This is a genomic window from Colwellia sp. TT2012 (assembly GCF_001440345.1).
Lineage (GTDB): Bacteria > Pseudomonadota > Gammaproteobacteria > Enterobacterales > Alteromonadaceae > Colwellia.
Window position 1 is genome coordinate 14,819 of sequence record NZ_LJYX01000011.1, and the last position, 14,700, is coordinate 29,518.

At 41.7% G+C, this 14,700-nt stretch carries 9 protein-coding genes and 6 tRNA genes; 13 read left to right on the forward strand and 2 right to left on the reverse strand.

Going from position 1 to position 14,700, the window contains the following annotated elements; translation table 11 throughout:
* Positions 1–147 precede the first annotated feature (147 nt).
* Entirely contained in the window at positions 148–2,280 is a 2,133-nt protein-coding gene (gene metG / locus ASU03_RS07135; RefSeq protein WP_057831256.1) for a methionine--tRNA ligase, read from the reverse strand.
* Positions 2,281–2,399: 119 nt separating this feature from the next.
* Here metG and apbC point away from each other — a divergent pair, with 119 nt between their 5' ends.
* Complete coding sequence (gene apbC / locus ASU03_RS07140) at positions 2,400–3,599, forward strand: iron-sulfur cluster carrier protein ApbC (protein ID WP_082627192.1); 1,200 nt, start codon at positions 2,400–2,402, stop codon at positions 3,597–3,599.
* A 32-nt stretch (positions 3,600–3,631) separates the two neighbouring features.
* A complete protein-coding gene (gene dcd / locus ASU03_RS07145) occupies positions 3,632–4,222 on the forward strand; it encodes a dCTP deaminase (protein WP_057831191.1) in 591 nt (196 codons plus the stop codon).
* Between the two features lie 51 nt (positions 4,223–4,273).
* On the opposite strand, the gene ASU03_RS07150 is transcribed toward dcd, so the two are convergent.
* Positions 4,274–5,188, reverse strand: a complete 915-nt coding sequence (locus tag ASU03_RS07150) for a gluconeogenesis factor YvcK family protein (protein WP_057831192.1) — start codon at positions 5,186–5,188, stop codon at positions 4,274–4,276.
* Positions 5,189–5,603: 415 nt separating this feature from the next.
* Between ASU03_RS07150 and ASU03_RS07155 the strand changes: the two genes are divergently transcribed.
* From ASU03_RS07155 to prpF, 11 genes are all read left to right on the forward strand, one after another.
* Positions 5,604–5,679: transfer RNA gene (locus tag ASU03_RS07155), tRNA-Ala, on the forward strand.
* Between the two features lie 102 nt (positions 5,680–5,781).
* Positions 5,782–5,857: transfer RNA gene (locus ASU03_RS07160), tRNA-Glu, on the forward strand.
* A gap of 130 nt (positions 5,858–5,987) precedes the next feature.
* Positions 5,988–6,063 (forward strand) — tRNA-Glu (locus tag ASU03_RS07165).
* Between the two features lie 123 nt (positions 6,064–6,186).
* A tRNA-Glu gene (locus ASU03_RS07170) sits at positions 6,187–6,262 on the forward strand.
* Positions 6,263–6,385: 123 nt separating this feature from the next.
* A tRNA-Glu gene (locus tag ASU03_RS07175) sits at positions 6,386–6,461 on the forward strand.
* A 240-nt stretch (positions 6,462–6,701) separates the two neighbouring features.
* Positions 6,702–6,777 (forward strand) — tRNA-Glu (locus ASU03_RS07180).
* Positions 6,778–7,323: 546 nt separating this feature from the next.
* A complete protein-coding gene (locus ASU03_RS07185; protein ID WP_057831193.1) occupies positions 7,324–8,028 on the forward strand; it encodes a GntR family transcriptional regulator in 705 nt (234 codons plus the stop codon).
* Between the two features lies 1 nt (position 8,029).
* Positions 8,030–8,938 (forward strand): methylisocitrate lyase, encoded by a 909-nt coding sequence (gene prpB, locus ASU03_RS07190; protein ID WP_057831194.1) that lies wholly within the window; start codon positions 8,030–8,032, stop codon positions 8,936–8,938.
* A gap of 113 nt (positions 8,939–9,051) precedes the next feature.
* Positions 9,052–10,203, forward strand: coding sequence for a bifunctional 2-methylcitrate synthase/citrate synthase (gene prpC / locus ASU03_RS07195; RefSeq protein WP_057831195.1), 1,152 nt, complete (start codon positions 9,052–9,054; stop codon positions 10,201–10,203).
* Positions 10,204–10,412: 209 nt separating this feature from the next.
* Positions 10,413–13,055, forward strand: coding sequence for a Fe/S-dependent 2-methylisocitrate dehydratase AcnD (gene acnD / locus ASU03_RS07200; protein ID WP_057831196.1), 2,643 nt, complete (start codon positions 10,413–10,415; stop codon positions 13,053–13,055).
* 441 nt (positions 13,056–13,496) lie between these two features.
* Positions 13,497–14,684 carry a 2-methylaconitate cis-trans isomerase PrpF gene (gene prpF, locus ASU03_RS07205; RefSeq protein WP_057831197.1) on the forward strand — a complete coding sequence of 396 codons (1,188 nt, stop codon included), beginning with the start codon at positions 13,497–13,499 and terminating at the stop codon, positions 14,682–14,684.
* Positions 14,685–14,700 lie beyond the last annotated feature (16 nt).

Consider the following 14,700-nt stretch of genomic DNA (forward strand, 5'->3'; position numbering starts at 1 on the left):
ACTTTCCTTGCTATCGCTCCAATTGCCGATGAAAATTTTCAAGGCATGGTTTAAAGTCATTATGCTGTCTGACAAAAAAGAAAAGGTATCATTATTATTGATACCTTTGCTAATCGTTCACGCTGAGGGGTTAAATAACGGCTTGCGTTATTTAACCCGCATACCCGCTTTAGCACCATCATCTGGATTTAATATCCATAGGTCTTTACCGCCGGGACCTGCAGCGAGCACCATGCCTTCAGACATGCCAAAGCGCATTTTACGTGGCGCTAAGTTGGCGACCATGACCGTATGTTTACCAATAAGGTCTTCCGGTTGATAAGCTGATTTAATGCCGGCAAAAACTTGACGAGTTTCACAGCCCTCTTCATTTTCATCACCAAGCGCTAGGGTTAATTTAAGTAATTTATCGGCTTTATCAACATGCTCAGCATTGATGATTTTGACAATGCGTAAATCAATTTTGGCAAAGTCCTCAAACTGAATTTCTTCAGAGAGTGGGTCAGCAGCTAACGGATCAGCTAAAGCAGTACTATTATCAACAACTTTAGCTGGCTTGGCTTTCTTCGGTTTTTTCTTTTCATCTTTCGGCGCTAAGCTGTCTTTTGATGCTTCAGTCATGGCATTGACTTTATCCATATCAACACGTTGTAATAACGCTTTAAATTTATTAATTTTATGATCGGTTAATAAAGTTTTATGGCCTTCCCACGTTAGTTCATCATTTAAGAAAGCAGCGGTACTATCGGCAAGTACTGGCAATACCGGTTTTAAGTAAATCATGAGCGTGCGGAACATATTAATGCCCAGCGAGCAAATATCTTGTACTTCTTGTTGCTTACTGTCGTCTTTAATTAACTGCCATGGTTCTTTTATGGCGATATATTCATTCACTTTATCCGCTAGCGCCATGATTTCGCGCATACCACGACTAAATTCACGTGACTCATAATGGGCGGCAATACTATCACCCGCTGCCATTACTTCATCGGCCAGTGCTTGATCATCAATGTTAGTTGATAACATGCCATCAAAGCGTTTATAAATAAAGCTGGCACAGCGTGAGGCGATATTAACCACTTTACCGACCAAGTCTGAATTAACCCGTTGAGCAAAATCTTCAAGGTTAAGATCTAAATCATCAATGCGATTGGTTAATTTAGCCGCGTAGTAATAACGTAAATACTCTGGGTTTAAATGATCTAGGTAGGTACGACCTTTGATGAAAGTCCCTTTTGATTTAGACATTTTAGCGCCGTTAACGGTAACAAAACCATGAGCGAATACTGCCGTTGGTTTACGGTAACCAGCACCTTCAAGTACGGCCGGCCAAAATAAACTATGGAAATAAATGATATCTTTACCAATAAAGTGATAAAGCTCAGCATCAGAGTCTTCCTTCCAGAAGCTATCAAAATCTATGCTGCTATCTTTATTACATAAGTTTTTAAAACTGCCCATATAGCCAATCGGTGCGTCTAACCACACATAGAAGAACTTGCCTGGTGCATTTGGAATTTCAAAACCAAAATAAGGTGCATCGCGACTGATATCCCACTGTCTTAAACCTTGATCGAACCATTCGGATAATTTATTGGCCATTTCTTCTTGCAAAGCGCCAGAGCGAATCCACTCTTGTAACATGCCTTCAAAAGCGGGTAAGTCAAAGAAATAATGTTCAGAGTCTTTTAATATCGGTGTTGCGCCTGAAATAACCGAACGTGGGTTTAATACTTCGGTGGGTGAATAGGTAGCACCACAATTATCACAGCTATCACCGTTTTCATCTTCGCTTTTACATTTAGGGCAAGTGCCTTTAATAAAACGGTCTGGCAGGAACATGCCTTTTTCTGGATCATAAAGCTGAGAGATAGTACGGGTTTTAATATGGCCTTTAGCGTGTAATTTATTATAAATTTCATTGGCTAAGATTTTATTTTCTTCAGAATGGGTCGAGTGATAGTTATCAAAGCTGATATGAAAATCAGCAAAATCCGCCATATGCTCTTCACGTACGCCATTGATCATTTCTTCAGGGGTAATACCAAGCTCTTGTGCTTTAAGCATAATCGGTGTGCCGTGCGCATCATCCGCACAAACAAAATAGATTTCATGACCACGCATGCGTTGAAAGCGTACCCAAATATCCGTTTGAATATGTTCAAGTAAGTGGCCTAAATGAATAGAACCGTTGGCATAGGGTAGGGCACAAGTAACTAAAATTTTACGTTTTTGTAGTGAAGAGTTTGCTGTAGCTTCAGATAAAGTAGTGTCAGACATGAAAAATAGTTGTTTTTTGATGGTAATAATGTCGGCAATAGTACAGAATTTAGTAATGATTTTCATTAGTTGAATGCAACTAATTTCGTAATTTCTCTTATTAAGGTCTGCAAGTCACTATGTTTAGTAAAAAGTTTGGTAAATTTTTCTCGAAACTAACCGCAAAAACGGACGTAAAATCAAAAGACGAAACACTTAACGCGATTGAGATAGAACAACTGATTAAAGAGTCCTTAACGCATTATATTTCTGATAACTTTCCACAAGGTGTGCTCTCGGTTTGTCTACAGTTTAGCGTTACTCAAAGTCAAAAGCCGAAGCATAAAAATATTATCATCGAGCTCATCATGCCCTTTGTCTGCCAAGGTGAGTTAGATCTAATCGCACAATCGTTAAGTGATAATTTGGCTCGCGCAGTGACGGTTAAGGTAGAATTAGCGATAAAGCCTGTGCGCCAATTTTCTCTGGGTACCGATAAAAACAAAGCCGAGCAAGGCCACACGTCACAAGGTAACATTGCCAATATTATTGCCATCGCATCAGGCAAGGGTGGGGTAGGGAAATCGACCACTACGGTTAATCTTGCTTATGCCTTAATGGCCGAAGGCGCCAAGGTGGGCATTTTAGATGCTGATATATACGGCCCGTCAATACCCACTATGCTTGGCCTTAAAAATGAAAAACCTACCTCGAGTGATGGCAAACTTATGATGCCACTTAATGCCAATGGCATAAGTGCCATGTCGATTGGTTTTTTAGTCGATGAGGCTGATGCCACCGTTTGGCGTGGCCCAATGGCCAGCACTGCGTTTAATCAGCTATTGAATGAAACCGATTGGCCAGAGCTTGATTACTTATTAATTGATATGCCACCAGGTACTGGGGATATTCAATTAACGCTAGCGCAAAAAGTGCCGGTAGCCGCTGCGGTGATAGTGACAACACCACAAGATATAGCCTTAATTGATGCGGTAAAAGGCATTGCCATGTTTGATAAGGTTAAAGTACCGGTATTAGGCATTATTGAGAACATGAGCTACCACATCTGTGAACACTGCGGTCATCAAAGTTATATTTTTGGTGAAGCCGGTGCTGAGCAGATGGCAAAAGATCAGCAAAGCAAATTATTAGGGCAAATACCTTTAGATATTGCCATTCGACAGGACGCTGATTTTGGTGAATCAGACGTTTTTGAACATAGCACGGGTGAAATCGCCAGTTATTACCGTAAAATAGCGCGTAATATTTCGGCGCAGTTATTTTTACAGTGTGATAATGCCAGCCCATTAACCGCAACAGTAACCACAAAAGCAATATAAGCTTCAGTGTAATAAGGTAAATAAAAGCCATTATGAGATTAAGTGATAAAGATATAGAACAATGCCTTGATGAGGGAAAAATCATTATTGAGCCAAGACCTGACCCTTCGATGATCTCTGGCGTCAGTGTTGATATTCGCTTAGGCAATGAATTTAGAGTTTTTCAAGATCATACCGCGCCTTATATTGATTTGAGTGCACCAAAAGCCGAAGTGCAAAAAGCGCTGGACGCGGTTATGAGTGATGAAATTTATATTGCCGATGGCGATGCGTTCTTTTTACACCCTGGTGAGTTGGCCTTAGCCGTGACTTATGAATCAGTAACCCTACCGGATAATATTGTTGGTTGGCTGGACGGTCGTTCATCATTAGCACGTTTAGGGCTGATGGTGCACGTGACAGCGCATCGCATCGATCCCGGTTGGTCTGGTCAAATCGTGCTAGAGTTTTATAACAGTGGTAAATTACCGCTAGCGTTGCGCCCAAAAATGACGATAGCCGCATTAAACTTTGAGACCATGTCATCCAGTGCTGCCCGTCCCTATAACAAACGTACAGATGCAAAATATAAAAACCAAAAAGGAGCTGTGGCCAGCCGTATCAGTGAAGATGATGTCGTTTAGGGCGCTTAAAAGCACCTAAACGCCAGCATAAGAATAAGAAACAGCGAGTTATTAACTCTCTGTTTCTATTTTAGCCGCACTAGTAAATTGTTTTACGCATGTTTCTAGGGCGTGAATCAGCTTTTCATTGTCATGGTGATGGGCCACTTTATTGTGGGCTAAATCTTGGCAAATCACATTGACCTTGTCTGAATGTATACGCTCATCTTGACAAATGACACTGTCAATTGGCAAACAGCCAATATTATGTTCAATCCAGCTAAGTCTTTCATCTAAAGTTAATTTAGCGGCTGGGCTTTGCTCAGCGACTATATTATCAATAAAAACACAATGTCCTTTACGCTTATCTAATGCTTTGGCGATATCTCTGACTAACAGCGGTGGCACAATACTGGTCAAGAAGCTACCTGGGCCTAAAATGATCAGGTCGGCATTAGCAATGGCCTCAATACAGGGCGTAACTGACTTAACTAAGGGTGCTAGCATTAAGTCTGTTGGCATTATAGGCATTTCATCAACAGAAAGCTCACCGAGACGACAGCGCCCCTCAGGATAGAAAGCCATTAAATCTGTTGGCGTTTCAGACATAGGTAATACTTGTGTTTTTACCCGCAAAATACGGCGCACTAATTTGATAGAGTCCATCGGGCTTGATTGTACTTTACCTAGCCCGTACAGAATTAAGTTACCTAGGTTATGACCACCTAACTCATCATTACCGTCAAAGCGAAAATTGAATAGTTGACTACCAATAGAGTTATCATCGACTAGCTCGGTTAAACAGTTACGTAAGTCACCCCAAGCAATAGTGCTACTTCTTTTTCTTAATCGGCCAGTTGAGCCGCCATTATCTGTGGTGGTGACAATCCCAGTGAGTTTATGGCCCATAAAGGATAGGGTGGATAGTACACGACCTAAACCGTGTCCGCCGCCAATAGCGACTATGTTAAGTTTTTTGAGCTGCATACGGTTTTCGTTATGGTATGGCTAAGTTATATAAACCATACCGCTAAATAACAAAAAAATAAAGTAACTAAAGCTAGGTTATATAATCTCTCTATATCAGATGATGGCCTAGGGTGAACTAACTTGAAAAAGTAACGGCAGTAATGTTTAATACCGCTAAGGCTTTTTATGTGGTTAATAATTATACCGTCATTACAGAGAGTTAGTTGAAATAAGGCAATAAATAAGCAGCTTGCTCATTATGCGATCAGTTTAGGCCTTTCTTACTAAATAAATGCTATTTTTTACAAATAAGTGTTGACAGTTTCTTAGCTGCTGCTCATAATGCGCCTCGTTTTCAGCAAGTGTTAGGTCCACTGGTTGAGAACATAATTTAATGGCTATTAGGCCAGTTATTAAATTGCTCGAATATTTCGGGGCTATAGCTCAGCTGGGAGAGCGCTTCGCTGGCAGCGAAGAGGTCTGCGGTTCGATCCCGCATAGCTCCACCATATTAGGTTTTTTGTTAAGGTTAACTCTCGAGTTATCACTAGCAAAAAATAGATAGTTTAATTGGTTTGTTAATATTATTTATAATGTAAACACTAATTTATGTCCCTATCGTCTAGAGGCCTAGGACACTGCCCTTTCACGGCGGTAACAGGGGTTCGAATCCCCTTAGGGATACCACTATTTTCTTTATCTCTTGGTTTGTTATATAAATCAAGGGTAAAGGCAATTAAGTTTGCTTACACTTATAAAACATTAAGCGTTGTTCTGAAATAGCAGCACGAAGTATACTTCGCAAAGCTAGTTCTTTGTCCCTATCGTCTAGAGGCCTAGGACACTGCCCTTTCACGGCGGTAACAGGGGTTCGAATCCCCTTAGGGATACCACTTTTATTCATAGCTGTTAAAGGCATGATGAAAGAGAGCATAAATAAGTTGCTTACACTTATAAAACATTAAGCGTTGTTCTGAAATAGCAGCACGAAGTTTACTTCGGGAAGCTAGTTCTTTGTCCCTATCGTCTAGAGGCCTAGGACACTGCCCTTTCACGGCGGTAACAGGGGTTCGAATCCCCTTAGGGATACCACTTTTATTCATAGCTGTTAAAGGCATGATGAAAGAGAGCATAAATAAGTTGCTTACACTTATAAAACATTAAGCGTTGTTCTGAAATAGCAGCACGAAGTTTACTTCGGGAAGCTAGTTCTTTGTCCCTATCGTCTAGAGGCCTAGGACACTGCCCTTTCACGGCGGTAACAGGGGTTCGAATCCCCTTAGGGATACCACTTTTATTCATACCTGATAAAGGCGTGATGAAAGAGAGCATGCAGTTATCTTATTACTGTGAGTCTTGTTTATATAAGGCACTTTAAATAAGAATTTAGAGTTTTAGTTTTTCCAATTTTACTTCTATGATAAAAGTTCTATTATTGAAGTCTTGGTCTAATTAACTCAGCGGAGAAATCTGCTAGATAGTTTGAAATTATTTTTTATTACTCGTAAAAGTAATAGTTAAATAAATCATTGTCCCTATCGTCTAGAGGCCTAGGACACTGCCCTTTCACGGCGGTAACAGGGGTTCGAATCCCCTTAGGGATACCACTTCCTTTTAATGTACTAAAAGAACAGTGAACTATATGAGAAAACCCACGCAATATGTAAATATTGCGTGGGTTTTTTTTTGCTTAAAATTTAGTAATTGATCGCAGCTTGTCGTTGTCGTCAATGTCAAAAATTATCAACCAATGCTTTTAGCATTACCGGAGAGGTTAAAATTACAGATATTGAATTTACCGGTAAAAGGTAAGAGTGGCGCCGTTTAGCGGATAATAGTAATACTAACGGGGCAACGTTCTGCCCGTTGTGTTAATCGTATCTATCATTTTAACCTGTAGGAGCCTGATACCATCAAGCTAAAACCAGCCCTTTGGGAGCATTTTGAGGTATTCCTCATTTTTAGCTCATCTTCGCTCATAAAAGTTTACAGTTAAGTACAACTTAATAGTAAAATTGTCGACAATTATACTTTAGTCTACTTGAATGTTCCGCCATTTGAGATAGTATTGATTGATATTATGAAGTTTGTCGACAATGGTTACGTTTCGACAATATATCTTAGCTATTATACCTAGGCTTTAAAGACAGATTATGCTTTTACAAAATCCAACAAAACAAGCGGCGGTGACCACAGCGGATAAAGTTTTTGAACAGCTACAACATGCCATTGTTGAAGGTGATATTGCCGCCGGTAGCAAAATAAGTGAGCCTGAGCTTGCGAAGCACTATAAAATTAGTCGCTCAACTTTGCGTGAAGCATTAAATCGTCTGGAAAAATGTCACTTAATAGAGCGCAAGGCCAATATAGGCTCACGCGTAGTGGCTTGCACCATAGAGGGTTTACTTGAGTTATATATCACGCGAGAAGCGCTTGAAGGCATGGCGTGCCGACAAGCTGCGTTGAATATGACCGATGAAGAAATAGCGCATATGCAAAATATGCTCACTCAACATGCCACAGATAAAGCCCTGCAAGAGGGGGTGTCTTACTACCAAGAAGAAGGGGATGTTGATTTTCACTATAAAGTTATACTTGGCAGTCATAATCAGCAGCTAATCAATCTTATTTGTGGCCAGTTATATCATTTAGTTCGTATGTATCGTTGTCAATTTGGTATGCATAGCCCAAGAGCTACCCGTGCATTTACCGAGCACTCAAATATAATTCAAGCAATCAGTGATAGAGATGGTGAGCTTGCCGAGTTATTAATGCGCCGTCATATTGCGGCTTCACGTAAAAATATTGAAAATAAAATTGCCCTGCAAAAAGCCGAGCAAGAATCACAGGAGACCTAAGATGTCAGAAAGTCTATCAACAAAAACTGTTTCACCGGGTAAAAAATTTCGTCTTGCTCTAGAAAATAATAAACCATTACAAGTCGTTGGTACCATAAACGCCTATTGCGCCATGATGGCTGAGCAACTTGGTCACCAGGCTATTTATTTATCGGGTGGCGGCGTTGCCAATGCGTCTTACGGTTTACCTGATCTAGGTATGACATCATTGAATGATGTTATTGCGGATGTACAAAGAATTACTAGTGCCTCGAGCTTACCTCTATTGGTGGATATTGATACCGGCTGGGGTGGTGCATTTAATATTGCTAAAACGATTCGTGATATGGAAAAAGCCGGTGCTGCTGCGGTGCACATTGAAGATCAAGTTGCGCAAAAACGCTGTGGTCACCGACCAAATAAAGAAATTGTCTCAACCCAAGAAATGGTTGACCGTATTAAAGCTGCGGTAGATGCTCGTATAGACAGTGATTTTTTTATCATGGCGAGAACTGACTCATTTGCTAAGGAAGGCTTAGAAGCTGCCATTGAACGTGCGAAAGCATATGTTGCTGCCGGTGCAGATGGTATTTTTGCTGAAGCGATAAAAACCGAAGCGCATTACCGTGCTTTTACTGAAGCCCTTGATGTACCTGTACTGGCTAATATCACTGAATTTGGTCAAACCGAGTTATGGAATAAAGCACAACTAGGTGAGTGGGGCTGTGCCATGGTGCTTTATCCACTTTCAGCCTTTCGTGCGATGAACAAAGCGGCAGAGTCTGTTTATAAAACCTTACTAGCCGATGGCGATCAAAAAGCTGAAATTGATAACATGCAAACTCGCATGGATTTATATGACTACCTAGGTTATCACGACTACGAACAAAAGCTTGATGCGCTTTTTGCTCAAGAGAAAGCTCAGAAATAATTACTCGCACCTTACCAAGCTAAAAACTGACCCAAGAGTGCTTATAAGCACCAATAATGTCAGCAGTGCGTACCTAAAAAATTGCTAAAATATTATCAAATGAGGAAAGGATCATGACAGAGACAACTGAACAGAAAAGTGTTGCGAAAAAACCGAACAGTGGCGCTGGCCTTCGTGGACAAAGTGCCGGTGAAACCGCCCTTTGTACCGTAGGAAAATCAGGCTCAGGCTTAACCTATTGTGGTTATGATATTGCAGATTTAGCCGAAAATTCAACCTTTGAAGAAGTTGCCTATTTATTATTCAACGGTGAATTACCAAACCAAACACAATTAACAGCCTATCAAGCAGAGCTAAAATCGTTACGTGATTTACCCGAGGCATTAAAATCGGTATTAAAACTTATCCCTAAAGATACTCACCCAATGGATGTTATGCGCACGGGTTGTTCTTTTTTAGGTAACTTAGAGCCAGAAGGTGACTTTGCCCAGCAAAATAACGCAGCAAATCGCTTATTAGCCGCTTTTCCAGCGATCATGTGTTACTGGTATAAATACAGTCATGATGGCGTAGAAATTGATTGCCAATCATCCGAGACTTCCCTTGCCGGTCACTTTTTACGTTTATTAAAGGGTGAAAGTCCGTCCAAGCAACATCAACGGGTTATGGATGTATCATTGATTTTATATGCTGAGCATGAATTTAACGCCTCAACATTTACTGCCCGGGTCTGTGCTTCTACCTTATCTGATATGTATTCTTGTATCACTGCTGCGATAGGTACGTTACGTGGGCCACTTCATGGTGGTGCTAATGAAGCGGCTATGGATATGATTCTAAGCTTTACTTCACCGAGTGATGCTAAAGAGAAAATGGCTGGCATGTTAGCGCGAAAAGAGAAAATCATGGGCTTTGGTCATGCGATATACCGCACTAGTGATCCACGTAATGTCATTATTAAAGCCTGGTCTGAAAAGCTGGCTGAAGAAAACGGAGATACTTCACTTTATGATATTTCTGTCGCGTGTGAAAAATATATGTGGGATAGCAAGAAACTCTTCTGTAATGCTGATTTCTTCCATGCCTCAACCTATAATTATATGGGCATACCGACAAAACTATTTACCCCTATTTTTGTCTGTTCACGCTTAACTGGTTGGGCCGCACACGTAATGGAGCAGCGCTCAAACAACCGTATCATCAGACCCAGTGCTGATTACACTGGCAGTGAGCCACGTACGGTTGTCGCTATCGAAAAGAGGTAGGAGAGACTTGAACTTTGCTCTGATTTCGTCGTTGCTTATTGTTAAGTAAGGTCAACTCGGATAGTACACTATACGTCGTATTATCCGCCTTGAACTCAAAGCAACTTCCGTCGGCTTGATTCGGTTTATATAAAGGTATTTGTTCTGTTTGGAATTAATGCCTTTATTTTTAAATGATTTTTTATTAGAAATGTTTCCTGGATTAATTTATGAATTACCAATACCGCAAACCGTTGCCTGGCTATAAAAATAAGGGTGCGACTATAGATTTTTATGATACGCGTGCAGCTATTGAGGCCATTAAACCAGGCTCTTACGTTAAATTACCTTACACTTCACGTATACTTGCTGAGCAATTAGTGCGCAAATGTGATCCGGCGATACTTACCGATTCATTAAAGCAAATTATAGACGTTAAGCAAGACCTTGATTTCCCATGGTATCCGGCAAGAGTTGTTTGTCATGATATTTTAGGACAAACCGCCTTAGTTGATTTGGCGGGTCTTCGTGACGCTATTGCCGAGCAAGGTGGCGATCCCTCAAAAGTAAACCCAGTGGTACCGACACAATTAATAGTCGATCACTCTTTAGCCGTTGAGGCTTCTGGCTCTGATCCACAAGCGTTGGCTAAAAACCGTGCCATTGAAGATCGCCGTAATGAACAGCGTTTTCATTTCATTGAATGGACTAAAACCGCCTTTAAAAACGTTGATGTTATTCCCGCCGGGAACGGTATTATGCATCAAATCAACTTAGAAAAAATGTCGCCGGTTATTCAAGCGCGTGACGGTATTGCTTTCCCTGATACTTGTGTTGGCACCGATTCTCATACACCACATATAGATTGTCTCGGGGTTCTTGCCATTGGTGTTGGTGGCCTAGAAGCTGAAACAGTTATGCTTGGTCAACCCTCTATGATGCGTTTACCCGACATTATTGGTGTTAAGTTAACGGGCAAGTGTCAGTCCGGTATTACGGCGACCGATATGGTCTTAGCCATCACAGAATTTTTACGTAATGAGAAAGTTGTCTCTGCTTACTTAGAGTTTTTCGGTGAAGGTACTAAAAGCTTAACCATAGGTGACCGGGCAACTATTTCAAACATGACGCCAGAGTACGGTGCCTCAGCAGGTATGTTCTACATTGATGAACAAACCATTGATTACTTGAAAATTACTGGTCGTGATCCAGAGCAAATCAAACTGGTTGAAATTTATGCTAAACACACCGGTCTTTGGGCTGATGACCTAAAAGAAGTACAGTACCCTCGTGTTATCGAATTTGATTTATCAACTGTCTGTCGTAACTTAGCCGGACCTTCAAATCCGCATCGTCGTTTAGCGACCGCTGATCTAGTGTCGAAAAATATTGCGAAAAACCTAGATATTTGTAAAGCACAAGAAGCTAATGGTCAAATGCCGGATGGTGCGGTCATTATCGCTGCGATCACCTCCTGTACCAATACCTCAAACCCACGTAACGTTGTTGCCGCGGGTCTGGTGGCTAAACGGGCTAATGAATTAGGTTTAGTCAGTAAACCTTGGGTAAAAACATCCTTTGCGCCGGGCTCTAAAGTAGCAAAACTGTATTTAGAAGAAGCAGGCCTGCTCAGTGAAATGGAAAAATTAGGTTTTGGTATTGTAGGTTATGCATGTACTACGTGTAACGGTATGAGCGGCGCGTTAGAGCCTAAAATTCAGCAAGAAATTATCGATCGCGATTTATACACTACCGCGGTATTATCAGGTAACCGTAACTTTGATGGTCGTATTCATCCGCACGCAAAAGAAGCATTCTTAGCGTCACCGCCATTAGTTGTTGCTTATGCCATTGCCGGTACCATGCGTTTTGATATTGAAAAAGACATTCTAGGTCAAGATCAACAGGGTAACGATATTACCTTGAAAGATATCTGGCCAGCAGATGAAGAAATCGATGCCATTGTTGCTTCATGTGTCAAGCCTGAGCAATTCAAGAAGGTTTATGAACCCATGTTTGATTTAGGTGCCTTTGAACCAGCTGAAAGCCCATTATATGATTGGGATGAAACCAGTACTTATATTCGTCGTCCTCCTTACTGGAATACCGAGGGGCCGGGTGCATTGGCCGGTGTACGCACCATGAAAGGTATGGTGCCATTAGCGGTACTTGGCGATAACATCACTACAGATCATTTATCCCCGTCAAATGCTATTCAATTAGACAGTGCTGCGGGTGCCTACCTTGCTAAAATGGGTCTACCTGAAGCCGACTTTAACTCATACGCCACTCACAGGGGCGATCACTTAACAGCACAACGTGCCACCTTTGCCAACCCGAAACTTTTCAATGAAATGTGTAGGGACGAAAACGGTGTAGTCAAGCAAGGCTCTCTAGCTCGTATTGAGCCTGAAGGCACTGAATCACGCATGTGGGAAGCCATTGAAATCTACATGGAACGCAAGCAGCCATTAATCATTATTGCCGGCGCTGATTACGGTCAAGGCTCTTCACGTGACTGGGCGGCAAAAGGTGTGCGTTTAGCCGGAGTTGAAGTCATCATTTCGGAAGGTTTCGAGCGTATTCACCGCACTAACTTAGTTGGTATGGGTGTGCTACCACTTGAATTTACTGACGGTGAAACTCGACATAGCTATAATATTGACGGCAGCGAAACGTACGATGTTGAAGACACTAATGTTAAAGGCATTTCACCAGGTGGGGCAATGACTGTCATTATGACGCGTCGAAATGGTGAAATAATTAACATCCCAGTGAAATGTCGTTTAGATACCGCTGACGAAGTTTCGGTATACGCCGCCGGTGGGGTATTGCAAAAGTTTGCCAATGATTTCTTAGAGTCGAATTCATAATTGATTTTTAGCGTTTTAACTACGTTAGAAGTGCTCATTGACGTTCGTCAATTCCGCGCTTTAGCCTTGTTAAAACACTAAAACTCCTCTTATGAAAATCAACTCTGTATGATTTTCTTTAAGCAGTAATAAAAGTTGCAGCTTTTTATATTAAATTAATGGCTATGTTCTCTATAACTGAAGTCAAAAGCTCCGGTGGTAGATTTTTTTTAGTGTTGCGGATGCAAATAAGCAAGCTTCACAAGCATGACGGTATATGGATATACCTTATAGACAGTGCAGACGGTACAGGAAGTACCTTATATGGATAATGCACGAGCAATTATCTTGAGCACACTGTCCTGATGCTTGTGTCGAGCCTCATGGAAGAGTTCATGCGTCTTGCGTGTTTGCGCAGAAATACTAAAGCTAACAGAGCCAAAATTATTTCAGGAGTGAGCTATGTCATTAGTCACTAAAATACATGCGCCACAAATAAAAATCCCAGCAACCTACATGCGTGGTGGTACATCAAAAGGTGTTTTCTTTAATTTAACAGACTTGCCTGAAGATTGTCAGGTAGCTGGCAGTGCTCGTGATGCCTTGTTATTACGCGTTATTGGTAGTCCAGATCCCTACGGTAAGCAAACCGATGGTATGGGCGGGGCAACCTCAAGTACCAGTAAAACTGCTATTATTTCTACCAGTGAACAAGCAGACCACGATGTTGATTATTTATTTGGCCAAGTGGCCATTGATAAACCCTTTGTCGATTGGTCGGGTAATTGCGGTAACTTAACGGCAGCGGTTGGCTCTTTTGCCATCAGCTCAGGATTGGTGGCAGCAAGCCGAATTCCCGATAATGGTGTTTGTACTGTACGTATTTGGCAGAAGAACATTCAAAAAACCATTCTAGCCCATGTGCCTATTAGCAATGGACAAGTGCAAGAAACCGGTGACTTTGAGCTCGATGGCGTGACGTTTCCTGCGGCAGAGATACCCGTTGAATTCATTTCACCGGTTGACCCTTCTGAAGCGATGTTTCCCACTGGAAATGTTGTTGATGCGCTCGAAGTGCCTGGCATTGGTACTTTTCAAGCAACCATGATCACTGCCGGCATTCCGACCATATTCTTAAATGCCGAGGCGTTAGGTTATACCGGTACAGAGCTGCAAGACGCGATTAACTCCGATGAAGAAGCACTAGCGCGTTTTGAAACTATTCGTGCCTATGGCGCGGTTAAAATGGGTTTGATTAGTGATATTTCTGAGGCGAAAACACGGCAGCATACCCCTAAAATAGCCTTTGTTGCCCCCGCTCAAGATTATGTTACTTCAAGCGGTAAGAACATCGCAGCAGATGAGATTGATTTACAAGTGCGGGCATTGTCTATGGGGAAATTACATCATGCCATGATGGGCACGGCTGCTGTCGCCATTGCCTCGGCAGCATCTATTCCAGGCACTTTAGTTGCGCTTGCTACCGGTAAAGCTGATATAAGTTCGGTAACTTTTGCTCATCCATCAGGTACCTTGACAGTAGGCGCTGAAGCAAGCCTAGATAATGATAAATGGACGGTGAACAAGGTTGTTATGAGTCGTAGTGCCAGAGTATTAATGGAAGGTTGGGTAAGGGTACCGTCAAAATAGAATACAAATAAAAGCG